General features: G+C 59.3%; 21 protein-coding genes. 11 read left to right on the top strand and 10 right to left on the bottom strand.

The window, feature by feature from the left end:
* Positions 1–96 precede the first annotated feature (96 nt).
* The 5 genes from CLV84_RS01285 to CLV84_RS01265 form a co-directional block, all read right to left on the bottom strand.
* Entirely contained in the window at positions 97–1,725 is a 1,629-nt protein-coding gene (locus CLV84_RS01285) for a cadherin repeat domain-containing protein (RefSeq protein ID WP_104417934.1), read from the bottom strand.
* Positions 1,726–1,735: 10 nt separating this feature from the next.
* Positions 1,736–3,304 carry a RagB/SusD family nutrient uptake outer membrane protein gene (locus CLV84_RS01280; RefSeq protein ID WP_104417933.1) on the bottom strand — a complete coding sequence of 523 codons (1,569 nt, stop codon included), beginning with the start codon at positions 3,302–3,304 and terminating at the stop codon, positions 1,736–1,738.
* Positions 3,305–3,347: 43 nt separating this feature from the next.
* Complete coding sequence (locus CLV84_RS01275) at positions 3,348–6,335, bottom strand: SusC/RagA family TonB-linked outer membrane protein (RefSeq protein ID WP_170067518.1); 2,988 nt, start codon at positions 6,333–6,335, stop codon at positions 3,348–3,350.
* A 138-nt stretch (positions 6,336–6,473) separates the two neighbouring features.
* Positions 6,474–8,444: a stage II sporulation protein M gene (locus CLV84_RS01270; protein ID WP_104417931.1), complete on the bottom strand. Its 1,971-nt coding sequence runs from the start codon at positions 8,442–8,444 to the stop codon at positions 6,474–6,476.
* Positions 8,445–8,462: 18 nt separating this feature from the next.
* A complete protein-coding gene (locus tag CLV84_RS01265; RefSeq protein ID WP_104417930.1) occupies positions 8,463–9,095 on the bottom strand; it encodes a prefoldin domain-containing protein in 633 nt (210 codons plus the stop codon).
* A 174-nt stretch (positions 9,096–9,269) separates the two neighbouring features.
* On the opposite strand from CLV84_RS01265, the gene CLV84_RS01260 reads away from it, so the two are divergent.
* From CLV84_RS01260 to CLV84_RS01240, 5 genes are read left to right on the top strand one after another with little or no spacing between them, the layout of a single operon-like run.
* Complete coding sequence (locus CLV84_RS01260) at positions 9,270–9,503, top strand: FeoA family protein (RefSeq protein WP_104417929.1); 234 nt, start codon at positions 9,270–9,272, stop codon at positions 9,501–9,503.
* Positions 9,485–11,620, top strand: coding sequence for a ferrous iron transport protein B (gene feoB, locus CLV84_RS01255; RefSeq protein WP_104417928.1), 2,136 nt, complete (start codon positions 9,485–9,487; stop codon positions 11,618–11,620). The genes CLV84_RS01260 and feoB overlap by 19 nt, the downstream gene beginning before the upstream one ends.
* 46 nt (positions 11,621–11,666) lie before the next feature.
* Positions 11,667–12,554, top strand: coding sequence for a DUF4271 domain-containing protein (locus CLV84_RS01250; protein WP_104417927.1), 888 nt, complete (start codon positions 11,667–11,669; stop codon positions 12,552–12,554).
* Positions 12,555–12,597: 43 nt separating this feature from the next.
* Positions 12,598–13,377, top strand: a complete 780-nt coding sequence (locus CLV84_RS01245) for a uroporphyrinogen-III synthase (protein ID WP_104417926.1) — start codon at positions 12,598–12,600, stop codon at positions 13,375–13,377.
* 3 nt (positions 13,378–13,380) lie between these two features.
* Positions 13,381–14,019, top strand: coding sequence for an NUDIX hydrolase (locus tag CLV84_RS01240; protein WP_104417925.1), 639 nt, complete (start codon positions 13,381–13,383; stop codon positions 14,017–14,019).
* 124 nt (positions 14,020–14,143) lie between these two features.
* Here the strand turns inward: CLV84_RS01240 and CLV84_RS01235 are convergent, their stop codons facing one another.
* The 5 genes from CLV84_RS01235 to CLV84_RS01215 all read right to left on the bottom strand — a co-directional run bounded on the left by CLV84_RS01235 (position 14,144) and on the right by CLV84_RS01215 (position 18,840).
* Positions 14,144–14,605, bottom strand: coding sequence for a type II toxin-antitoxin system death-on-curing family toxin (locus tag CLV84_RS01235; protein ID WP_170067517.1), 462 nt, complete (start codon positions 14,603–14,605; stop codon positions 14,144–14,146).
* A gap of 12 nt (positions 14,606–14,617) precedes the next feature.
* Complete coding sequence (locus tag CLV84_RS01230) at positions 14,618–14,995, bottom strand: hypothetical protein (RefSeq protein ID WP_104417923.1); 378 nt, start codon at positions 14,993–14,995, stop codon at positions 14,618–14,620.
* 98 nt (positions 14,996–15,093) lie between these two features.
* Entirely contained in the window at positions 15,094–15,783 is a 690-nt protein-coding gene (locus CLV84_RS01225) for a rhomboid family intramembrane serine protease (protein WP_104417922.1), read from the bottom strand.
* A 1,192-nt stretch (positions 15,784–16,975) separates the two neighbouring features.
* Complete coding sequence (locus CLV84_RS01220) at positions 16,976–17,368, bottom strand: hypothetical protein (protein ID WP_104417921.1); 393 nt, start codon at positions 17,366–17,368, stop codon at positions 16,976–16,978.
* Complete coding sequence (locus CLV84_RS01215; protein ID WP_104417920.1) at positions 17,365–18,840, bottom strand: hypothetical protein; 1,476 nt, start codon at positions 18,838–18,840, stop codon at positions 17,365–17,367. Before CLV84_RS01215 ends, CLV84_RS01220 begins: the two co-directional genes overlap by 4 nt.
* A gap of 128 nt (positions 18,841–18,968) precedes the next feature.
* Here CLV84_RS01215 and CLV84_RS01210 point away from each other — a divergent pair, with 128 nt between their 5' ends.
* From CLV84_RS01210 to CLV84_RS01185, 6 genes are all read left to right on the top strand, one after another.
* Positions 18,969–19,880, top strand: a complete 912-nt coding sequence (locus CLV84_RS01210; RefSeq protein WP_104417919.1) for a hypothetical protein — start codon at positions 18,969–18,971, stop codon at positions 19,878–19,880.
* 61 nt (positions 19,881–19,941) lie between these two features.
* Entirely contained in the window at positions 19,942–20,244 is a 303-nt protein-coding gene (locus tag CLV84_RS01205; protein WP_104417918.1) for a hypothetical protein, read from the top strand.
* 33 nt (positions 20,245–20,277) lie between these two features.
* On the top strand, positions 20,278–20,994 hold the full coding sequence (locus CLV84_RS01200) for a hypothetical protein (protein ID WP_104417917.1): 717 nt from the start codon (positions 20,278–20,280) through the stop codon (positions 20,992–20,994).
* Between the two features lie 103 nt (positions 20,995–21,097).
* Complete coding sequence (locus CLV84_RS01195) at positions 21,098–21,538, top strand: hypothetical protein (protein ID WP_104417916.1); 441 nt, start codon at positions 21,098–21,100, stop codon at positions 21,536–21,538.
* A gap of 204 nt (positions 21,539–21,742) precedes the next feature.
* A complete protein-coding gene (locus CLV84_RS01190; RefSeq protein ID WP_104417915.1) occupies positions 21,743–23,449 on the top strand; it encodes a GMC oxidoreductase in 1,707 nt (568 codons plus the stop codon).
* The gene (locus CLV84_RS01185) at positions 23,449–24,039 is read left to right on the top strand and encodes a gluconate 2-dehydrogenase subunit 3 family protein (protein WP_245911342.1); all 591 of its coding nucleotides are present in this window, start codon (positions 23,449–23,451) and stop codon (positions 24,037–24,039) included. Before CLV84_RS01190 ends, CLV84_RS01185 begins: the two co-directional genes overlap by 1 nt.
* Positions 24,040–24,126 lie beyond the last annotated feature (87 nt).

Below are 24,126 nucleotides of genomic sequence, written 5' to 3'. Positions count from 1 at the left end.
CCTACCGCCCCGGGGTTAGCTGAAACAGCCAATACGAAAAACGGGCACGCTTCTCCGGAAGCGTGCCCGTAGGGGTAGTCGATCAAGTGCTAACTCCTACTCGAAGCTGTATTCGAGGGTATTGACGTTGAAGGTTACGGTGTACTCGCCGGTGGTGGGGACGGGGATGTTGTCCGGGCTATTGAATACCGCCGTTCCGGTAGGAAATTCGGTGCCGCCCCAGTTGTATGGCCAGTCGTCGTTGACCCGGAATTTCACGGCCCCGGGATTATCCGCAGAGTTGGTCAGCATCGTGGTCAAAGTAACTTCACCGGCTACGTCGGGGTTGGGTGTCATGTCAATATCGGCATCCCATCCCGTGCTGGTGGCCGAACCGAGAAGGCCGACGCTGGCGGGCTCGAAAGTGTATTCGCCGGTGCTGGCGTCGAAGGTCACCACGTAAATGCCCGCGGTTGCTGTCAGGTTATCGTCGTTGTCGGAGCTTGCCGTACCGGAGGGGAAGGCTCCACCTCCCCAGCTGAGTTCCCAGTCATCATTGGCCCGGAATTTGAACTCGCCGGCGACTAGGCCGACCACCGCCGTCCAGGTATCGCTGCCTTCGTCGTAGCGCAGGTCGAAGTCACCGTTTGCCGGTGTCCAGCCGCCGGTGACTGCCGTACCAATGAGGCCGATACTTTCCGGCCGTTCGTTGCGCAGGAATTCAAGTTCGTAGGCCAACGAGCGGTCGTTGAAGGTGATCGAGTAATAGGCCGCTTGCAGGGTGTCGGCGTAGGTGATGTTGCTGCCGCCTACCTGGGCTACGCCGTCATTGTTGTTGTCGCCGTAGTTGGTACCGACGAAGTCGGGCATTTCAGCAATCTTGAACTGGGCACCGGGTTTCAGGAGGATTTCGGCGAGTTCCCAGGAATTATCCTCTACGAGGGTAAATTGGTATTCGCTACCCTGGAAGTTGTTGAAGGTTCCGAGCAGGTAGAGGCCCATGGTCTGGGAAGCGAAGGTAACGGCGGGGGTCACGCTGTACGCCAGGCTCTCGTCGTTAAAGCGAAGGTGGACGAGGCCGGAGAAGCCGCACTCGGTATTGGCATTGCCGCCGGCCGCTAGGCTGGAGTTCAAAAAGCCGTCGCAGTCGCCGTCGCCCCAGTTCTCTTCGTCCCAGCTCAGGCTACTCTTCAGTTTCCAGCCTCCCCCGTCGAGGTCTACGTTCCGAATCTCCCAGATATGGTCGGCCACGAGGGTGAGAGAGTCGTCCGTCCAGGTGTTAAAGTCGCCGGCCAGGTAGATCTCATCGTAGTTGGCCGGGTACGGCAGGTTGCTGATCTCGAAGGAAAAACTGCTTTCGGTGGTTTGCCCCTTGGTATCGGTGACCGTGACGGTCATGTTGTAGATGCCCAGTGCCAGGTCGGCGGCGCCAAAGGTCGATCCCTCGATCACAATCGAGTCCTGGAGCCCTTCGAGGTCTTCGGTCGCCGTGGCGATCTCGGTCATCAGTGAGTCCATGAGCGTGACCGTACCGGATTGCAGCGGAGAAATGCTGCCATCGGCAAAGACTACGCGGACGTCAAAGTTACCGGCCACTACCCGTCCGTTGGCCGAAGGTGTGGAGGAAAGGATGGCGGGGGGAAAGTCCGTGTTGGCGGCGATGTCGATCTCCTCGCGGTCACAGGCTACCAGGACTAGCAGCAGGGATAAGACCAACCAGTTCAAAAGTTGCTTGGGATTGTGCATGGTGCTGTATTTAATAGCCGGTGTTCTGGCTGAGGTTAGGATTGGATAGGATCTCCGAAGCGGGGATCGGAAAAACGTTCAGGTATGCTTCCGTGGTGCGTCCTTCGGGCACGCCGCCCTTCCAGGGCCAGACACCGTTTACGGTAAAGGCATCGAAGCGGATGCGGTCCGTACGCCGGTGGGCTTCCCAGTACAGTTCGCGGCCCCGCTCGTCGAGGAGGAACTCCAGGGTCAGGTCGTCGGCGGTAATGTTGCCGGCGTCGCTGTTGTAAGCCCGCTCGCGCAGTTCGTTGACCAGTTCAACGGCACGGTCCAGGTTACCGGATCCGCTGCGGACGGCGCTTTCGGCGTACATCAGGTAAGCATCGCCGAGACGGAAGAGGGGGAAATCGGTATCGGCGAAGCGGGGATCGCTGCCGGGGATCCCCTCGCTGGTTACGTTGGTATACTTCGGAACCGTGTAGCCCTGGGAGAATTCACTGATGTTGTTGATTTCCAGCGTCTGCCCTTCGGTGAAGAAGATGGCCCGTTCGTCCGTCTCGCCGGTAACATCCGGAAAAAGATTAACGAGCGCACGAGTGGCCCGCAGTCCCGACCAACCCCCGTCGATTCCGTAATCGGCGGGGTCCATAGCGCCACCGATGGGGGCGTGGGTCAGGTACGTAAGCCCGCCGTAGGTCTGCATAGTCTCCCCGTCGAAGGGAATGGCGAAAATCAGTTCGTCCGAGGTGTGGTTATCGGCTTTGAACAGGTCGGCGTAATTCTCCTCCAGCGAGTACGCGTCGCTTCCTACGATATTTTCCAGCGCGGCTACCGCATCGGCGTGCCGTTCCTGGCCGGTATATACCTCCGCGTTCTGAAAGAGCTTGGCCTGCAGCATGTACAGGGCACCTTTGTCTACCCGGCCATATTCGGCGGCCCCCATGTCGGGGAGCTGATCTTCGATGGCGTCGAGTTCACGGACGAGAAATTCAAAGATCTCTCCGCGGGTACCTTCGGCAGGAACGTCGCCCCCCAGGGAACTCTCCTCGGTGTAGAAGATGATATCACCGAACATATCGATGCCGTGCCAGTAGCTCAGGGCGCGCAGAAAGCGGGCTTCCGCACGGTATTGCTCTACGGTTGGCCAAAAGTCTTCCCGGATTCCACGCTGTTGGAGGCGATCGGTGGTCGTTTCCCGTAGAAACTCATTCGCCAGGCTGACCTGGAAAAACACGCGATAGTACATCGCGCGAATGAACTGATTATTGGGCGTCCAGGTCTGGAAAATCAATTCCGGCAGTCCGGCGTCTCCCCACTGGATGACGGCCGATTCCGTGGGCAGTTCCTGTAGCTGCCAGTACTGACGCAGATAGCTTGAAAATCCCTCGTCGAGGCTGCTGAGATCGGGTTGTCCGGACGGTCCCTGCTGGCCGGTCAGGGCGAGGCCTGCATAGATGCGTGCCAGGAACGCCTCATAATTCTCTTCTTCGGTAAACACGGCGTTGGGGTCCGCCCGGTCCTGGGGGAAGACTTCCAGGTCGGTACAGGACGAAACGAACGACCCCATAAGGAAAAGCAGGATAGCTCTGTAGTGCATGATACTTGATTGACGCCGGCGCGGGGCCGGCGGATTATTTAAATTAGAGGCCTACGCGGGCGCCGAGGGTAAAAGTGCGTGCCCGCGGGAAGGGGGAGTTGTCAATGCCGCCGCTTTCGGGGTCGGTACCGCTGTACTCGGTTAGGATAAACAGGTTCTGCGCGGCCGCGTACACTTGCAGGTTCAGCGCATCTCCGGCCAAACGACCGAAGTCGTAGGACAGCGAGACGTTATCCAGGCGCAGGAAACTACCGTTCTCGAGGTAGTGATCGCTGAAATACTGGGGCGAATTGAAGCGGGTATAGACGGCGCTGGCGTTGACGTTGGTGACGTAGGTCGGGCCGAGGGTGATCCGGGAGAGGTTGCCGGCATTCGAGGCCGTGTTGTTGTACACGTAGTTACCCAGGTTACCGCGCAGGGTAAAGGCCAGGTTGAAATTACCGTAGCGGGCGTCGGCGGTGAAGCCCAGCAGCACGTCGGGTGCCGGGGCTTCGTTGATGCGCAGGTCCTGGTCGTTGACCACGCCGTCGCCGTTGACATCCTCGTAGAGGTCGAGCAGGTTCGTTTCTCCGTCGTCGTTCCAGTCTACACCATCGCGCAGCGGCCGTCCGTCCTCTCCGTACTTCTGCTCGTAGAGGTAGAAGGAGTAAGGAGTCTCCCCTACCCGGAGCAGCTGGACGGTATTGCCTACACCGCCCGCGATCCCGCCAACCTGTACGTCGGCGCTGCCGGATCCATCAAGCCGGGTGATCTCGGTGCCGTAGTAGGTGATGTTTCCACTGAGGTTCAGGCCGAAGCGCTCGCGGTCGTAGACTACGCCATTCAGGCTGAGTTCCACGCCGCGGTTCTCCAGGGCGCCGATATTGGTGAGTACCCGGTCGGAGAGGTTGGTACCCGCCGGTACGTTGACCGTAAAGAGCAGGTCATCGGTAGTTTTCTGGTAGAATTCCAGGGTGCCGCTAAGCCGGTTGTTGAAGAAGCCGAAATCCAGGCCCACGTTCCAGCTGCTGGTTTCCTCCCACTTCAGGCCGGAATCGTAAGCGTCCGGCCGCACCGTAGACACGTAGCGGTCACCGAACTGGTACTGGGCTTGTTGGTTGCTGAAACGGTAAACGGAGAGGAAGCCGTAATCCACGATCTCCTGGTTACCGGTGACGCCATAGCCCACCCGTAGTTTCAGATCGGAGAAGGTGTTGTCGAGACTGGAAGCAAAATCCTCCTGCAGAATGCGCCAGGCGAAGGCGGCGGAGGGGAAGAGGCCCCAGCGGTTATCGGGTCCGAAGCGCGTGGATCCGTCCCGGCGCAGCGAAGCGGTGATCAGGTACCGCTCGTCGAAGTTGTAATTGAGGCGGCCGAAGAAGGAGATGAGCCGGTTTTCCAGCACTTCGTTAAAGGCGAAGATATCTTCCGCCACGCCGGGGCTGGCCGTGCCGAAGGCATCCGTGGTCAGGTTCTGGCCCTGGAAAGAAGGCGCCTCGAGGTTGAAATCCTGGTAAGAATATCCGGCCTGCAGACTGAAGGACTGATTGCCGATATCGCGGGCGTAGGTGAAGTAGGTATCGAAGAGCTTGCTGCTGCGCAGCCCGTTGGCCACGTTGAATTCACCGGAGAAACCGTCGGTGGGAATGGTGGCGTAGGTGGTTGGCACGAAGCGGTTGGTCCGCCCACTGTTGACGTCGAAGCCCAGGACGGCCTTGTAGGTCAGGCCGGGGAGCAGGTCGTCGAAGGCGTATTCCAGGTCGAGGTTACCCAGCCCCCGGTAAGTGCGTCCGGTATTGGTGATCTGCTCGGTGGCGCTGATGGGGTTCCGCGGTGCCAGCGAAACCCCGTACTCGAAGAAGCCGGCGAAGGCCGTATTCGTGGGGTCGTAAACGGGTTGGGTCGGGTCGAAGTCGAGGGCCGCGTTGATCACGCCCGGGTCGAACACATTGTTGGTATTGGCTCCCTTGATGCTGGCCCCGATGGTCAGTTTGTCGCTGAACAGCTTCTGCGTAAAGTTCAGGTTGACACTTAGCCGCTCCGTCTCGGCACCGCGGATGACGCCCTCCAACTGCTGGTAACCGGCGGAAACGCGGTAAGTGTTGGTTTCACCGCCCCCGCTGATGCTGAGGTTTTGCTGGGTACCGTAGGCGGTACGGGTCAGCTCGTCGAACCAATTGGTATTGGCGTCGCCGAGGGTTTCCAGGCGCTGGGGTGCGGCGAAGGTGACTACGTTGCGGAAGTCTTCGGCACTTAGGTTCTGCTGACGGTTGATCACGTTGGAAACCGTTCCCTCCGCCCGGTAGCTGATCCTCGGGGTGCCGGATTGGCCCTTCTTTGTCGTAATCAGGATAACGCCGTTGGCGCCGCGGGAGCCGTAGATCGCCGCCGCCGAGGCGTCCTTCAGGACGTTGTAGGAAGCGATGTCGTCCGGATTCAGAAAATTCAGCGGGTTGCGGTCACCCGCTACACCGCCGCCTTCCAGCGGTACGCCGTCTACTACGTAGAGCGGGTCGTTGCCGGCGTTGATCGAGGTGCCACCCCGGATGCGTACCGTCGGTGCTTCACCGGGGTTGCCGCTACTGGGGCTGATGTTTACCCCGGCGATCTTACCCGAGATCAAGTTCTGCGGAGACACGATGGCACCCCGGTTGAAGGAGCCCTCCTCGATGGTGCTCACCGCACCCGTAAGGTCCTCTTTGCGCACCGCACCGTAGCCAACGACGACAACTTCCTGTAGCAACTCGCCGGCGGTGAGCGAAACGTTGATCTCACTGCGGCCGTTGATGTCCTCCGTTGTATTGGGATAACCGGTGTAGCTGAATTGCAACTGGGAGACGCCCTCGGGAACTTCGAGGGTATAGGCGCCGTCAAAGTCGGTGATCGTACCGGAAGAGGTTCCCACCGCCAGTACGCTGGCACCGATCAGGGCCTCTCCGGTTTCCTGGTCGGTCACTACTCCGGAAACGGTCGTTTGGGCAAGGAGGAAATGGGCGCTGAACAGGACTGCGAGAAGCAGCAGGTACCGCGGTCGGGGTAAAGTTGGCAGCATGTGTTGATTACATTGATGATCGAGATCCATCTCACGCGTCGGCAAAATGGCCCGCAAAGGTCGCTTTTTTTCCGGTAATTCCAATGGCTAACCAAAGAGAATGTCCGGTTCTGGCCTGTAGGCTACCTTACCGCCCCCTTATTCCTTCACCATTCCCCTTAGTCGCCCGCCCTCCCCGATGCGAGCAATACGGCCCCGCAGGTCTTCCGCGGTTTCCACTTCCCAGAGCGAACCGAGGGCCACCGCGGAAGCCACCACGCCGCTACCGAATAGGAAGGCAAAGAAGGAGTAGTAGCAAAAGGCCTGTAGCATGACGTTCCGGGCATCAATGTTGCCACCGTCGGTGTAGATCACCCAATCCAGAAACTGGAAGAAAAACTGCCCGATCACGGTATCGATCAGGTAAGTGACTGGCAGGTAAACAATTAGCAACAACAAGAGTAATCCGTAACTACTACCTAGGTTGGTGTAGGCCAGCCGGAATACCCGCCGAAAAGGCATATCGAAGGTGTATCCACCCACGCCCCAAAGCAGGAGGAAGGGCAAGGTAAGAAAGACCAGCAGCGCCACGACGGTGCCGTTAAAGGCAAAGCAAACCGCTAACAAACCACTTACGAGCAACAGCCGTAGCTCCCGGGCGGCGGCGGCTGCCGGCCGTTCCAAATCGGTGTAGCGGTACACCACGCCGAAGGCCAAGCGAAAAAGCCCGTAAAATCCGGCACCCACCAGCCACGTATAGGTGATCCCACGGCCTTCCCCGATCGAGGTCAACAGGAGATAAAAGTTTTCCAGGTCACCGAAAAAGTAGTCCACGAACCCGTAGCGTTCGGCCGCCTGCCCCCCGAAGGCGAAGGAGAAGACGCAAAAGACCAGCGCCAGCACCCCGACACCCGGCAGCAAGCGACCGATGCCGCGCCCTACCACCACGAAAGTAGCCGAAAGCTGCTCGCCAACCGTTCGTATCTGCCGTAGTTCCAGCCTTTCGGCCTGGTGCAGCGGCACCTCGCGGAAGGTTTCCCGCTCCGGCGGGCCCGTTGCCGCGACCGCCCGGGGATAGACGACGTAGTACCATACGATAAAGACCAAGCAAAGCACAATGAAAAGCAAGCGTAGGGCCTCCGGCAAGTCGGTCTGCCGCGTCACGTAGCCCTCCAAAAATCCGGCGATGATAAATAGCGGCACGGTGCCCAGCATGATCTTCATGCCGTCGCGGGCCGAGCGACCGAAGGCCTGGAGGCGCGTCAGCGTGCCCGGAAAAAGCAGCCCGCTACCTAGTGTAATGCCCGCCCCACCCGCAATGACGATGCTGCTAATTTCCAGCGCGCCGTGGATCCAGATGGTGAGCAAGCTCTCTCGGAACACCCCCTCGTCGCTGCCCAGGTAAACCAGGCTGGCAAAGAGTTTCTCCAGCCCGTTACCCCCCGCGGTCAATAGCCAGCTCATGCCCCGCGCGATCCAGTCCAGGCCGGGGGGAAGCGTTAGCTCGGTAAAGTCGCCCCGATCGAAAAAGAAGTACTGAAACACCCCGAGCATGACCCCGTTACGGATCAGCAGCACGACACTACCCACGCAGAAAAAGGCGCCGGCAATGAACGTAAGGAATGCGACCGTGAGGTTATGGAGCGTAATCTGGAAGGCCATACCGAAAGCATCCGGCGCTTTGTAGACCGCCATTGGATCGCCACCGGCAATATTCGCTTCCGTCATGGCCACGTAGTCCGCTCCGAGAATCGTTTCGGCGAAGACGGGGTCGATCCGGTAGCTTAGCACGCCGATGCCCGCCGAAAGCACGAAGACCAGTAACGCGATGAACAGCGGACGGCGACGGTCGTAGACCACCCGGGGCAGTTCATCCGACCAGAAGGTAAAGAACTTGCTTGCCTCCCCCCGCCGCCCGCGGTAGAGCTGCAGGAAGGTGCGCTGCGCCAGCCCGTTGAGGTAGACCCGTACGGAGCGGTTGGGATAAAAGGTGCGGGAAATCGACAGGTCGTCGGTGGTGTGGACGTAGAGTTGATTCAGCAACTCCGGGTCCTGGTCGGTGCGCTCCAGGGATTCCTCGTAGCGCTCCCATTTGTCTTTGTTCCGTTCGATGAAGTCGGTTTCCCGCATAGGTTGCTTCGCTTCGGCCTAGCGGTTCTGGCCGCTCATGCGCAGTGCTTCCTGCACCTCGATGCGCTGGCCGTCGTTGGTAGCTACGATGAAGGCGTCCTTTACCCCCATTTGCTTGAGGCGATCGCGCAGGTTGGCGGCGCTATCGTAGGTACGAAATTTGCTCACGACCACCTTTTGCATGCCGTTCTGGTCCGTCAGGTCGAGGGCATCGCCGGTGGCCATGCCGGGGTCGACGCGGTTCTGGGCGTAGGCACCCAGCTGTACCTGAAAGATCACCCCATCGATGGAGGCCTCGTCGGTGATCACCTCGTCGGACGCCTGGTTGGCCTCCAGTACGGTGATCTGGTCCCGGAGTTGCTGAATTTCCTGGTAGGCCTGTTCGGCGGAGGATTCGGCGGTGGCGAGTTGGTTCTGCAGGTCGCCGGCTTCGCTTTCGTAGCCGGTGAGCTGTTGGCGCAGATCGGCCACTTGCTCCTGCGCTCTGTCGCAATCTTCCACGAAATCACGGAGCGCGGCGGGGTTTTCCCGGTACTCCGCGGCGCGGGCGTTCCAGTCGGTACCGTCTTCCCCGACAACGGGGGCGACTTTGGGCGAACACCCGAGGGCGAACAGGATGATGGCGGGTAGTAGCAGGCTTACATTTTTCATTGGTCTCAGTTTTGCGGTAAAGCTACGGGTTTCGGGATATAGGTAATTCACCACCCGGAAAGATGGTCTGCCGCCACATCGGGCCTCTCCCTCCCGTCGATTTATTTAGACTTCATACAGATAGTCGACTTTTTCTATCTTTGCGGCGTTACGTTCCTACCAAAGCCTGCTGCCATGTCCTTTCCCGTCCCCGCCGCCGCGTCCCTTATCCAGGTCGGTCAGTCCGGCACCATCGAGCGTTTTACGAACGAGAGCCTGGCCGGAAAGTTATTGGACATCGGGGTGCGCCCCGGCTCGCGGCTGCGGGTCATCCGAAAATCCCCCTTCGGTGGCAGTTGGTACGTTAAGATCGACCGGCAGTGCCTGGCATTACGAAAGAAAGAGCTGGCATGCATCATGGTCAAATAAAGGCCACTCCCGTAGTCGGCCTGGTTGGCAATCCTAACAGCGGTAAATCCTCCCTATTCAACGTCCTCACCGGTCTGCGGCAACGCATCGGCAACTTCCCCGGCGTCACGGTGGAGAAGAAGGCCGGTATGCTGAAGCTGCCGGGGCTGCCGACGGTCGAGCTGGTCGACTTCCCCGGCGCCTATAGTTGTTACCCGACGAGCCTCGACGAGCGGCTGGTCGTCCAGGAGTTGACCAATCCGGAAGGCGAGCTCTTTCCGGACGCTATTCTCTACGTAGCCGATATTACGAAGCTGGACAAGCACCTGCTGCTGTTCACCCAGCTGCGCGACCTCGACCTGCCCATGATCCTGGTGCTCAACATGGCCGACCTGATGGACAGCGACGGCCTGACGGTCGATATCCCCCGGCTCAGCAAAAAGCTCGGCGTGCCCGTCGTGCCGGTCAGCAGCCGCGACCACCGCGGCATCGGCGAACTCAAGGAAGTCATTGCCGGTCTGCTACGGGAACCGGACGCTTTCCGCCCCCGTCAGCCGTTCTACGAACCGGGTGCCAACGCCCGCGACGTGCTCGCCGAGCTGCGGCGAGAGTTGCCGGCCCGCAATGACTACCACGCCCTGCTGCTGACCCACCACGCTCCCTGGCTGAAGCACATACCGGAAACCACCCGCCACCATATCCAGGAGGCGCGTGTCCGCCATGGCTTTCACAGCCTGCGCGCCCAGGTCGAGGAGACCATGGATCGCTATAACTCCTTCGAACCGATCGTCCGCGATACGGTGCGCCACGCCGGCGATACCGATTCGCTGAGCGACCGGATCGACAATGTCGTTACCCACCCTATTGCCGGGCCGATCCTCTTCATCGTGTTGATGCTGCTGCTTTTCCAGGCGCTCTTCGCCTGGGCGAGCGTGCCGATGGACCTGATCGAATGGACCTTCGGCACCCTCGGCGATACCGTACGTCAGACGCTGCCTGCCGGGTGGTTCACCGACCTGCTGGTGGACGGCATCATCGCCGGACTCGGCGGGGTGCTCGTCTTCGTGCCCCAGATCGCCATTCTGTTTTTCTTCATCGCCATCCTGGAGGAGGTCGGCTACCTGGCCCGCGCGGCCTACATGTTCGACAGCCTCATGCAGCGCTTCGGCCTGAACGGGCGGTCGGTGGTGGCGCTGGTGAGCGGCCACGCCTGCGCGATCCCGGCCATCATGAGCACCCGTACGATCGCTAACTGGAAGGAGCGGCTGCTGACCATTCTGGTTACCCCGCTTACGTCCTGTTCAGCCCGCATCCCGGTGTACGTCATCCTCATTTCCTTCGCCGTGCCCCAGGTGGCCTACCTGAACGGGCTGATCAGCCTGCAGGGATTGGCCTTCGCCGGCCTCTACTTCCTGGGTATCGCGGGGGCTATGCTATCGGCGCTGGTCTTCAAGTGGATACTGAACACCCCGGAACGAAGCTTCCTCATGCTGGAGTTGCCCCAGTATCGCGTGCCGGTGTGGCGGAACGTGGGCACCACGGTGTGGCAGAAGTCGAAGACTTTCGTCGTGGAGGCCGGCAAAATCATCATGATCATCAGCATCGTCCTGTGGGCCGCCTCCACCTACGGACCACCCGCGGATATGGCCGCGGCGAATCAATTGGCGGGCGAACGCGCGCAGGAGCAAGGGCTTTCGGAAGACGAGACAGCGGATCTGGTAGCCTCCGAACGACTGGAAGCCAGCTATGCGGGCCACCTCGGCAAATTCATCGAGCCGGTCATTAAGCCCCTCGGCTACGACTGGAAGATCGGCATCGCCCTCCTCACGAGCTTTGCCGCGCGGGAGGTGTTCGTCGGCACGATGGCCACCATTTACAGCATCGGCAGTACGGACGACGAGTTCCGGATACGGGAGCGGCTGGCTGAAGAGCGGAACCCGGTCACCAACGAGCCGGTCTACAACCCCGCCACGGCCTGGAGCTTGCTGATCTTTTACGTCTTCGCCATGATGTGCATGTCTACCCTGGCCGTGACCCGCCGGGAGACGAACAGCTGGAAATGGCCGGTCGTGCAGTTCGTTTTCATGACGGCGATCGCCTACGTGAGCGCAATGGCGGTATACCAGTTGCTGACCTAATCACGATACTGCGTCGTGGGCGCAACGGTGCTTACCTTTGGGACGCATGCTAAAGCGAATACGCACCTACCTGCCGCTGTTCTTCCTATTTATCCTGTCCACCGCCCTTCCGGCCCAGGGTAACGGTAATCCGTTCGAGCTAACGGATCGGCTGCCGGCGGAAGCAGCGGAGGCGACGGCAGTCGATACCCAGGCAAACCCCTTCGACGTTTACCCGGAGCGGGAGGAGGAAGCTCCCATCGTGGTGACGCGACCGGACGCCCCGCAAGTAAGCGGAACCGATAATCAGACGCGGTCGATCGTTTTCATTCACCTGCTGCTGGTCTTGCTGGTCACGAGTCTTTGGGTACTCTTCCGCGACCTGCTGCAACAGTGCGTGCGAGCGATCACCAACGACAACGTGATGACGCAGTTGTACCGCCGGCGGTCGGGCGGGCAGATCAGCGCGCTCTGGATGTGCTACCTCTTCTTCCTCCTGTCGGCGGGCTTCTTTCTCTACCTGGTGTCCATCGAGTTCGGGATTACGCTGCCGGTGACCGGGGTCTGGGGTCGTTGGCTGACCTTCACCCTGCTGGTGATGGGCGCTGTCGGGTTCAAGCTGGTGCTGCTCACGCTACTGGGGCGTATTTACCCCCTCCGCAAGGAACTGAGCCGCTATACTTTCCTGCTAATGGTGTTCAGCATCCTGGTAGGGATCCTTCTGGTGCCCATTAATCTGCTGATTAGCTATGCGCCGGAAAGCTTCCGCCACTCCTTTTTGGTAGGGGGTATGGTGGTGCTCGCGATCGTGTATCTCTTACACCTGGTGCGGGGGCTGTTCATTGCCAACTACTATGTGGGTAGTCGACCGCTTCATTTTTTGTTATATATTTGCACCATCGAAATAGCACCCCTGCTCCTGGTTTACCGCTATTTGAGTAACGCTTTGACTTAAATAGAGATGCCTCAACAGCCTCACCTGTTAACAATCTACCCCTATGGCGGCTGAAAGTCAACCCTCACAGGAATCCTTCAAACCCATTCGCACCATACTGGTATCTCAGCCCGAGCCCGAGCGCAGTCCGTTCGCTAAGCTGGAAGAAAAGTACGGCCTCCAGGTCGACTGGCGTCCGTTTATCGAGGTAGAAGGGCTGACCGAGAAGGAGTTCCGCAAAGAACGGGTACGACCCGATGAGTACACCGCGGTCATCTTCACCTCCAAACTGGCCATCGAGCACTTCTTCCGCCTGTGTAAGGCGCTGCGTGTCGAGATGAGCCAGGAGACGAAGTACTACTGCATGACGGAGGCGATCGCTAACTACCTGCAGAAGTTCATCGTGTACCGGAAGCGGAAAGTGTTTTATGGCCAGCGGACCATCCAGGATCTGGGCCCGACGCTGAAGAAGCACCGCAGCAAGGAGAAGTTTCTGCTGCCCTGTAGCAACCTGGGCTCGGAATTCGTATCCCAGTACCTGGAGGAAAACAACTTCGACTGGACGCCGGCCCTCATGTACCGGACGATCTCCTCCGACCTTAGTGACCTGACGGACGTGTACTACGACGTCATCATCTTCTACTCTCCCCTGGGCATCGATTCGCTCTACGAGAACTTCCCCGACTTCAAGCAGAAGGATACCCGACTCGCCGTCGCCGGGCGGAAGACAACGGCCGCCGTCGAGAAGCGCGGACTCACCGTCAACATCGCGCCCAACCCGCCCGAAGTGCCGAGTATGGGCATGGCGCTGGAGAATTACCTGAAGCAGTCGAACAAGAAGTAGCCGATGCAGCAGTCCGAAGGGGGCTTTGCCTACCTGGACCGGATTCGTCAGCGACTGCAGGCCGGGGAACTGCCGGGCTATGCCGCACAGCAAGTGATGGGCCACCAACTCCGGCAACACCACCGGGAGGCTCCCGCTACCGCCCGCGCCGCTTCCGTACTGGCGCTGTTTTACCCCGTGGAGGAGGTGCTGCACTTGCTATTCATTCAGCGGACCAGCCCGCCCGGTGACCGCCACGGGGGCCAGATTTCCTTTCCCGGCGGTGCCGCGGACCCGCGGGACGCGCACGCCGCCGCCACGGCCCTACGGGAAGCCAAGGAGGAGGTGGGCGTGGACGCAGGAGCCATCGAACTCCTCGGCGAGCTGACGCCGCTCTACATCCCGGTCAGCAATTTCCTGGTCAACCCCTTCGTCGGCTACGTGCCCCAACGGCCGGAATTCGTCCTGCAAACCAGCGAGGTTCAGCGAGTGCTGGAGCTGCCCTTTGCCGGATTCTTCGCCGATAATGCCGTGGCGTACCGCGATAAAAAACTCTTCAACGGAATGATTCTGAAGGAGGTCCCGCACTGGGAGGTGGCCGGGGAGAGCGTCTGGGGGGCTACGGCGATGATGGTAGGGGAGCTGGTGGAACTGGGGAAGTAGTCGACGGCTGCGTCGTCTGTTAGTACGGTAGTCGGCTGGCTTCGCCAACCGGGGTAGTCGCTCCCTGCGGTCGCGGTTAGTACGGTAGTCGCCGGCTTCGCCGTCTGGGTAGTCTTTTCGTTCTTTAGTCTTTTCGTCGGCTCGTCGGTAGGGGTTCGGTATTGGCGGCGAACCAGGCCCGGCAGGCTTCGAGGCTCACCAAGCCGGAGGCGACTTCAAGGGTGAATTCTATCAAATGCTGATTACGGCTGTGGGGAGAGGCAGGGAAAAGATCACTAGCAAACTCAATCTGTGTAAGCGAGGAGGAAAAGTCGCTGCCGTTCAGACGTAAAAACAACTTAGCTGCTTCAAGCCCAGTTCGCTTATTTCCATCTTGAAAGACATGGTTACTTATGATATTGAACATATAAAGCGCCGCTTTATCTGCCAGGGTGGGATAAAGCGGCGCTCCAAACATCTCTGCTTGCACGGATTCCACGAGGTAATCAAGCGATTCCTCATGCAAGAAATTTTGTGGAGGTAAAAAATTGCCACCATGTCGATCTATAGTAGATCGATTAATCAAAATAATTTCCTCCTTGCTCAAGTAGTCCACGAGTCAAGCTAAGGCTCGAAAGACTTCGTCTAACTCATCAAAGTCTTCAGCTATCATTGCCCGCAGTCTAAGACTTCTGATGTGATCGCTATCCTCTTTCTTCGCCAGAAGAAAATCAGGATCGTCTGTGCGAATCTGACGAACTAGCCGTTTGACCTTATCCTTTACTACCTGTTTGGTTGTATTTGGTAAAGTTTGATAGGAATGGCTGGATGAAGCTAACTCATCCAATTGAGAGTGAGAAGTTTTCGTCTCCCCGGCAGTACTTCGGTAATGTGGCTTGACATCGCTCGCATTTATACTCCTGGAATGACCCCTTAACTGAATCAATTCATGCTTGCGAGTGGCTGCAGTCTTCTTCTTGTTGGTACGCTTAGACATGATTCCAAAATAAGTATTTCTAAAGAAACGGATTCGCATTTCCAAAGTTGCTACCGCACCCGTGCTCCGGCGCCCATCGATCGATCGGGACGGGCGGTTCAGATCTCCGCGTCGTGGCGGGAAGCGTAGCCCTCCGAATGGCGGGGCACGGCGTGGGTGAACCGGAAGTAGAATCCCCCCAGTACGCCGAAGACGAAGCCCCCGATGTGGGCCCACCAGGCGATGCCCGTTCCGGCGCTGTCTTCCAAAGTAGCGAAGCCGGCGGCCGACTGCTGGTAAAACCAGAAACCGAGGAAGATAAAGGCCGGCACGTGGACGCGAAAGAAAAAGAAATAGCCCCGGACGCGGCTGCGCGGAAACATGACGATGTACGCGCCCATCACCGCCGAGAGGGCCCCGCTGGCACCGACGGCGGGGATGGGGCTGCCGGCGTTGAAGTACATGTGGCAGAGGCCTGCGGCCAGTCCGCCGAGGAAGTAAAAGGCCACGAACTTAGCACTCCCGATGGTGGCTTCGATGTTGTCGGCAAAGATCCACATGTAGAGCATGTTGCCGATCAGGTGGAGCCAGCTGCCGTGTAGGAACATGCTGGTGATCAGGGTATGGTATCCCTCCCCGGATTCGATGCGCGCGGGGATGGTGCCCCACGCGTACACGAAGGCCTGACCGGCTTCCGGCCCGAGGCTAAACTGGTAGGCGTAGATCAGCACGTTCAGCGCGATCAGGCCGTAGGCAAAGTGGGGGCGGTGGCCGCCGCGGACCTGGTCGTCGCCGGTGGGGAAGAACATCGGAAGTACGAAGTTTAAAGGACGAAGGAAGTACGAAGTTTAAAGGACGAAATCCAAAGTATGAAGGTAGGCGGAGATACCCACTGCTGGGTTAAGCGTACAAGTTGCCATTTGGGTTCAGAGCGGTTGATTGGCGATTGGTGATTGTTGATAACCGATTTTTGATTGGGCTGGCGCTGTCGTTCGGGTGCGGGGGCTTATTGTCTGGTATGGGTGGTCAAATTTTAGCGGCGTGGTCGGCGGACCTGGAGCTCTTGATTGGCGATATGCGATTTTTGATAACCGATTTTTGATTGGGCTGGCGACCGGTGCCCGGGTGCGGGGGGTTATTGGCGGAATTTGTGGTCAAATTTTGGTGGCGTGGTCAGCGGGACTGGAGCTTTTTCCGGTGTGGGTAATCAATTGGTGCTGCGGGAAATTCGTGGGTAGCCGTGCTTGAGCGTTGGGACTGTGTGCAGCAGAGCGATTGATTGGCGATTGGTGATTGTTGATAACCGATTTTTGATTGGGCTGGCGCTGTCGTTCGGGTGCGGGGGGTTATTGCCCGGTATGGGTGGCCAAATTTTAGTGGCGTGGTCGGCGGACCTGGAGCTCTTGATTGGCGATATGCGATTGTTGATAACCGATTTTTGATTGGGCTGGCGCCCGGTGCCCGCGTGCGGGGGGTTATTGGCGGAATTTGTGGTCAAATTTTGGTGGCGTGGTCAGCGGGACTGGAGCTTTTTCCGGTGTGGGTAATCAATTGGTGCTGCGGGAAATTTGTGGGTAGCCGTGCTTGAGCGTTGGGACTGTGTGCAGCGGAGCGATTGATTGGTGATTGTTGATAACCGATTTTTGATTGGGCTGGCGCTGGCGTTCGGATGCGGGGGCTTATTGTCTGGTATGGGTGGTCAAATTTTAGCGGCGTGGTCGGCGGACCTGGAGCTCTTGATTGGCGATATGCGATTTTTGATAACCGATTTTTGATTGGGCTGGCACTTGGTATCCGGATGCGGAGGTTGTTGGCCGGTATGGGTGGCCAAACGGTGGCGGCGTGGTATATGAGCCTGGGGCTTTCTCTAACCCGAAGAGTCACCCCGCGCTAAAGGGAAATCCGTGGCCGTCCGTAGTGCATGTGGGGGCAAGGGCAATCCATATGGACGCTATGGAGTAGGAAATAAAGCAAGGCACGGCGAATTTCCGCTACACGGAATCAATCGGCGGAACGCACCACCATCCGATACGGTGCCGGATCATCGACGGCCGCGTCCGGGTAGGGCTCGAGGCGCAGGATCTGCAACGGGCCGCGGTCGGTGGGTATCGCATTGCCGTCGATGACGATGGTTTCCGTTTGCAGCGTCCCGCCACGTAGCAGCTGTACCTCCACTACCGCCCGGCCGGCCTGGATGCACTGCACGCCGCGGGGGCAGCGGCTGTCTTCCAGCACGCTTACGAAAGTGAAAAAATTGCTTCCCTTACGCTCCGTGCGCAGTTGATCCCCTATGCGGAGGTCGACCGTTTCCGCTTCGGGCAGCAAATGGGTACCGTCGGGGAGCTTAGGGCTACAGGCCGTGACGACCAACAGCCAGAGGGGTAGCCACCTCATTTGGCGTCGTAGGTCATTTTCACCAGCCGGAGTCGGTTGCGGTGCTCGCTGGGCATGATGAGCTCGTTGGCGGCGACCTGGATGCCGTCACGGAACCGCAGCCGGAGATCGAGGTCGCGGGTATGGAACAGGCTGTTGCGGAGGAATTCTCCCCGGCCGTTGAGGACGTATTCGCTAACCGAATTCTCGAACCGGACCTCATCGTTGAAGAGGAACCGCAGTCGGGTTGGGGTTTCCATGAGAAAGAAACTGGAGTAGACGCCGCCGTCGTCCTGGCTGTACTGCTTCTTGTGCATGATATTGCTCCAGTGAGGCGTGCCGTCGGGGTTGACGGCGAAGACGACGATCTCATCGTAGTGGTAGTCGACCAGCGGGCGGCCCCCGTAGGTATTCAGCAATTGTGCCTGGGCCACGGAGCCGCGCCGCTGCAGCTGACGATCGCGTTCGGTGATCATGACCATCCCGCCGTCGCGCCGGAGCATGGCGTCGCGTACCGTCAGTTCGTTGATGCCGGGGCGACGTTTGTTGAATTTGCGCCCTTCGACGTTGCGGACGAGGTTGATGGGGAATTTCTGGAAGGTGGGCCGGAGTTCGTTGCGGGGATTGACGGGGTCGATCCAGAGGTAGAAGTACCCTTCGGCGCGGAGGAAATCGCGGGTGGAGTAGAGTCCGCCGGCGGCCAGTCGCTGATTGAGGTTATCGTAGCGGAAGAAGACGTCGTAGGTGAGGCTGTCACCCAGGTTGACCTCCAGCATTTCGCGGCTCCCGCCGTTGGCATCGTGGACGTACACCTGGTAGCGGTGTTCCTTACGGCGGCTCTTGAAGTTATTCTCCAGGGCCACGAAATACATATCCCCGTCGTTGGCGATCTCGGCCTGTACGAAGTCTTCCCCGAAGAAGAACTTGTCGGGTTCCAGAATGCGGTCGTACAGTAACTGCATGCTATCGAGGTCGATGCCCAGGTAGCGGGGCTTATCCTGCTGTTCGACGATGAGCAGGAGGGCCTTGGTCTCGTCTTCGGAAAGGTAAATTTCCTCTTCGGGAGTGGTCATGAAGGTGCCAAAATCCTTGAGGGTTACACTGTCCTGGAGGTTCCCGGCCGGGTTGTAGCGATCGAGCTGGAGGTGGTTGCGTCCCTTGTCGCGGAACAGGTAGAGCAGGTGGAAGCCGCTGCCGTCCTGGGCGGCGACGGTCTCGAGGATGCGGATGTTGCGCCCGCGGAGCTCGAGCTCCTTTTCCCAGCTTTCGTTCATGCTGCGGCCGTAGGCGGTGATGAGCTGACTGCTCTCCCGGTTCTGGAGGAGGAGTACCTGTCCGCCAAGCTTCCCGATCAGGGTGTACTCCGTGTCGTTGCGCATGGGGATCTCGTCGCTGACGGTGAGGGTCTGGGCGTGGAGGGGCAGGCACAGAAGCAGGAGGAGTCCTAGACTGGTGCCTAGGCGGATAAGGGAAAGGGGAAGCTTGGTAGACATAGTTCGGCGGATGAAACGTATTCGGACCTTCAAAGTAATCCGGATGTACTATAAGACGGTAAGACCCGTGCCCGGGTTTTAGCTGGTGGGTTGCAGGATGGCAATTACGGTGCCCCTATTTTCGCGGCATGCACCGCCCCACCCTACCCTTCCTTCTGGCGCTTGTCGTATTTCCCCTTTTCGGCCGGGCCCAGGACTACGGCTGGTGGAACGACACCCACGACTGGGACGGCGTCTCCCCCTGGCGCAGCTACCTCACCCTGGCCCCGGCCTTCATGGGGCCCAATGCCCTGCCGGTGCCCGACGTACGGAATGGCCGCATCGAAGAAGCTCTCCGTCTCCGGGTGGCCGGGGAAGCCCACTTCGGTCACGGCGACCGGACGCAAAACCTCTACCTCGAGGGCCACATCCCCCTGTTCTCCGACCGCGTCGGCCTTCACCTGCAGTATGTACCGCTGGAACGGTACGCGATGACCCCGACGATCCGGGACGAACGGGCCGCCCGCGACTTCGACGGAAAGGGTTGGGCCAGTGGAGACGTGTACGTCGCTACCCACGTACAGCTCCTGCGGGGCCACGCCCGACTCCCGGATTTACTCCTCGCGATCAACCTGAAAACCGCGTCCGGCAACAAGCTTTCGGCGGCCCGCTACACCGACACCCCCGGCTACTCCTTCGACCTCTCCGCTGGCAAGACGTATCCCGTCGGAGAAACCGAACTGTCCGTCAGGCCCCACGCCCAGATCGGCTTCTACGTCTGGCAAACCTTCCAGGACAATTACTACCAGAACGATGCCGTGCAGTACGGACTGGGCTGTGACGTTCGCTTTCGGGGGCTTACCCTTACCCCGGCACTGGGCGGCTACTACGGGTACCTGGGCAACGGGGACCGCCCCCTTGTAGTCCGCCTCGATCTAACAACCGAGCGGGAGCGGGGCGTCGATTATTTCCTGCGGCTGCAGCGCGGGCTGGCGGATTATCCCTACACCTCGGTGCGGATTGGTTTGAATTACCGAGCTGCTGTTACCCTTCAGCAGTAATAAGCAGAACTGGTACGTCGCTCCGGCCATCCCTTATCTGGCGTATTTGTTTGCGCGGGCGATGCGTTGCCCGCCCCTGGGCGAACGGGGGTACCGGTGGCTGGCCGTGGGGCTGGTGTGCCTGAGCTTTTTCTTCCGGCTGGAAGGTATTCGCCGGGCGGATGCACCAACACTACCCGCCCCCCTGGCGGAAGGGATAAGCCAGGCAGGGATACTGTACATCGATCGCCACCTACCGCAGGATTGGGTGTTTTTGCTTTGCGCCGGAGCGCAGGAGAAAGTCTCCGTAGAAGCATTGGACAACTTACCGAAGGACGATCGGGATACGTGCCACTCGATTGACGGTCACCTGGTTTGTTTCTAGTAGCGGCTACCCCACCAACTAAAAAAAGACTGAATGCCGTATGCATACCATGACTGGCCGTGCATCTATCTATTCACCGGCTCCCCGGTGGTAGCCTTCCCAAACTACATCTTCGTCAACCCGACTTCCGCTGAAATGAAATGGCACCAGCTTACCCGACTGCAGATCAACGCCGCACTCATCCTCTTCGTAATCCTTCAGTCGTGCGTGAATTACCGGACTCCTTCCAGAACAGTGCACGAACAAAGTATGGACACGTACATAAGGAGGCTGATCGACCAAAGCGATTCCGCGTGCATAGATGCCAGTCGGTCGTATCAAAATGTAGTGGTACACCGAGGGGGTACGGTAGCGCAGATTAACGTGCCCAATTTTAGATTTTACACCGCGACCATATTGGCTGGCTTTGGAGGGCTACCGTCGTCCGAAGAATTCCGTGACCGTATCTACCTAATTGATCCATCTGCCACGGATACTACCGCCGCTGCGATCATCGGAGAAGGCAGGATCCAGGACATCTGCGGAGTACGGGTCGAGCCCTACTTACCAATGGCTGCCCGAGCGGTAACCTTCCGTACGAAGTATCCGGGTATGCAGGTGCTGGTGATGGAGGGCACCGATTACGAATCCTATGTTTTACAGTCTGCCTCCGGGGAGGAGATCTACTTGCAGTGCGCGCCGGAGTGCCGGGAAGTGGCATCACACGAAGCGTTTGTCAGCGTCGTTTCCCTAGCTACCACAGAAAATTGAGGGCGACCCCAAGTGTACACGTGTAACCCAGCTCTAATAGTGGAGTATGGGATTTCCTTCTTCCAGCAAGCTTTTACTCGTTGTGTCTCTTTACCCGTATCCTATGAAACTAGCCATAATTGCCGCCTTCCTTTTGACCTGCGCAAGGCAGTCACTCCCCGACGTGGGCATTCGTTCAGAAATTACTGCCCTGGTTACCGTCGTACTTACTGACTACAGCTCCGATGCTTGTCTATCGCCGGCAGCCCTAATGGTTCCGGAGATGCCGGTCCCTCACTTTACCGAAGCCGGACTGGACGCCGCTACTGCGGAAGCCGTAGTCGCGGGCATTGCCCGGCAAACACCGCACAACTGGAAGTCTGTCCTGGCTGACGATACCGATGATCAGGGCAACTGCCTTTCTGTCTCGTATCCCATACTTTACGACGGTGGGGAGTTTGCCTATGTATTCGTTGCCAATGGGTACGGGCAGGCCGACTACCTCTACCGGCGTGTCGGATCTTCCTGGGAGCTATACCGGATGATCAGCCAATCCATTCACTGAAGAAATTAGGGGAGCTGTTGCGCGGAGAGATTTTGCTGTTCCTGGTTAAGGTGCGGTGATCAACAGCCTTGAGCGCGAGCTTTTTCCTCCTGCGCCCCGGCGCAAAAAAGAAAAGCGTACGGGCCGACGGTAGACCGGGATGAACATTCGGGGACGGTAGAAGCGGCTTATATTGGGGGCTTTATCAGTCGATCGAGCAAACGTATGGCCAATTACAATATAGATGCCGATAAGGCCCTCACTTACGATGCCATCGTGGTAGGCTCCGGAATCTCCGGGGGCTGGGCCGCTAAGGAACTTACGGAAAAGGGACTCAAGACCCTGGTGCTGGAACGCGGCCGCATCGTGGAGCACGTGAAGGACTACCCCACCATGAGCCTGGACCCCTGGGACATGGACCTGCGGGGCGGGCTCACCGCCGAGGAACAGGACAAGCACTACAAAAGCGTCCGTTCCGGCTTCGTGGGTAAGGACATCGAGCACTTCCACGCCAACGACCGGGAAAACCCCTACACCGAGGTCAAGCCCTTCCTCTGGATCCGGGCCCACCAGATGGGCGGTCGCTCGCTGCTGTGGGGGAAGCAGACCTACCGCTGGAGCGATATCGACTTCGAGGCCAACGCCAAGGACGGGCACGGCGTGGACTGGCCCATTCGCTACCGTGACATCGAGTCCTGGTACACCTACGTGGAGAAATTCGCGGGCATCAGCGGCGCCAAACTGGGCTTGAAGCAATTGCCCGACAGCCACTTCCTGCCGCCCATGGAAATGAACGTGGTGGAAAAGGACATCCGTAAGCGCATCGAAAAAGACTTTCCCGGCCGCAACATGATCATCGGCCGGGTGGCCCACCTCACCGAACCACTGAACGGACGGGGCAAGTGCCAGTACCGCAACCGCTGCAGCCGGGGCTGTCCGTACGGCGCCTACTTCAGCTCGAACGCCGTCACCCTGCCGGCGGCCGCCGCGACCGGCAACCTGACGATCCGGCCCTTCTCCATCGTACAGGAGGTGATCTACGACGATCAGAAGGGCAAGGCTACCGGCGTACGCATCATCGATGCCGAGACCAACGAGGTGATTGACTACAAGGCCCGGGTAATCTTCCTCAACGCCTCTACCCTCTCCTCCACCCAGATCATGCTCAACTCCAAGTCCGGCCGCTTCGAGAACGGACTGGGCAACGACAGCGGCGAACTGGGCCACAACCTGATGGACCATACCTACCGCGTCGGCGCCGCCGGCACCGTGGAGGGCTACGAGGATCGCTACTATAAGGGCCGGCGCCCAAACGGCATCTACATCCCGCGCTACTGGAACATCGATGAGGCCTCGCAATCCGACAAATTCGTCCGCGGCTTCGGCTTCCAGGGCGGGGCAGGGCGGGGCGGCTCGCGCGTGGCGGCCAACCTGCCGGAATACGGGGCGGAATTCAAGGAGAAACTCCTCCAGCCCGGTCCGTGGGAATTTTTCATCACCGGATTTTCCGAAAGCCTGCCCCAACACAGCAACCACGTCAAGCTTAATCCCGACGTGACGGATAAATGGGGGCAACCCACCCTCAGCATCGATGCCGAGTGGGGCCCGAACGAACTCGCCCTTAACAAGCAGGCCAAGGAGGATGCCGTGGAGATGCTGGAACGCGCCGGCCTGCAGGACATCGTGCCCTTCGACAACGAGCACGAGATGGGCTACGGGATCCACGAGATGGGCACCGCCCGCATGGGTCGCGATCCGAAGACCTCGGTGCTCAACGGCAACAATCAGGTGTGGGGCGCGCCGAACGTGTACGTGACCGACGGGGCCTGCATGACCTCCTCCTCCTGCGTGAACCCCTCCCTGACCTACATGGCGCTCAGCGCGCGGGCCGCCGAGCACGCCGTTTCCGAACTCAACAAACAAAATATCTGATGCTGAACCGCCGCGACGTACTCCGCAACATCAGCTGGCTTGCCGGGGGCGCCATTATTACCCCCGCCTTGCTGCACGGCTGCAACAACGAGCCGGCACTCGGCTGGAAGCCAGCCTTCTTCAGTGACGACGAGGCCCGCTTCGTCACCGCCTACATCGATACGCTGCTCCCAACCACCGACACCCCCGGCGGACTGGACGTCGGCGTCGACCGCTTCATCGACAAAGTCATGGCCGCCACCAACGCGGACACCGACGAACTCCTGCCCATGCAGACCGGTATCCGCGACTTCGACGAGGACGCGCGCACCCGCTTCGGCAAGGTCTTCCACGAACTGGAAGCCGACCAGCGCGGCCAGCTCTTCAGCGACGCCGAGAAGTCGCCCCGCTACCAGCCCGCCGTGTGGGGCACGGCCGTGGGCGAGCAGCCGCCGATCGGTTTTTATCGCTCGTTCAAGTCGATGGTACTGTGGGGTTACCTGAGCTCGGAGCAGATCGGCACGGAGGTGCTGGTGTACGACCCGGTGCCGGGGGAGTATGACGGGGATATGCCGCTTAGTGCGACGGGAGGACGTAGCTGGAGCCTTTAGCGCTCGTCCGCCGAACGTAGCGGAGCGGAGTTTGTCTGCCGAGTGCGGAAGGTGTTGGGTAGCGGTTCTGCTCGCCTACGCTCGTGT

It is taken from the genome of Neolewinella xylanilytica (genome assembly GCF_002934605.1).
Lineage (GTDB): Bacteria > Bacteroidota > Bacteroidia > Chitinophagales > Saprospiraceae > Neolewinella > Neolewinella xylanilytica.
Note: the sequence above shows the minus strand (reverse complement) of the source record. Positions and strands in the feature narration are given on the sequence as shown.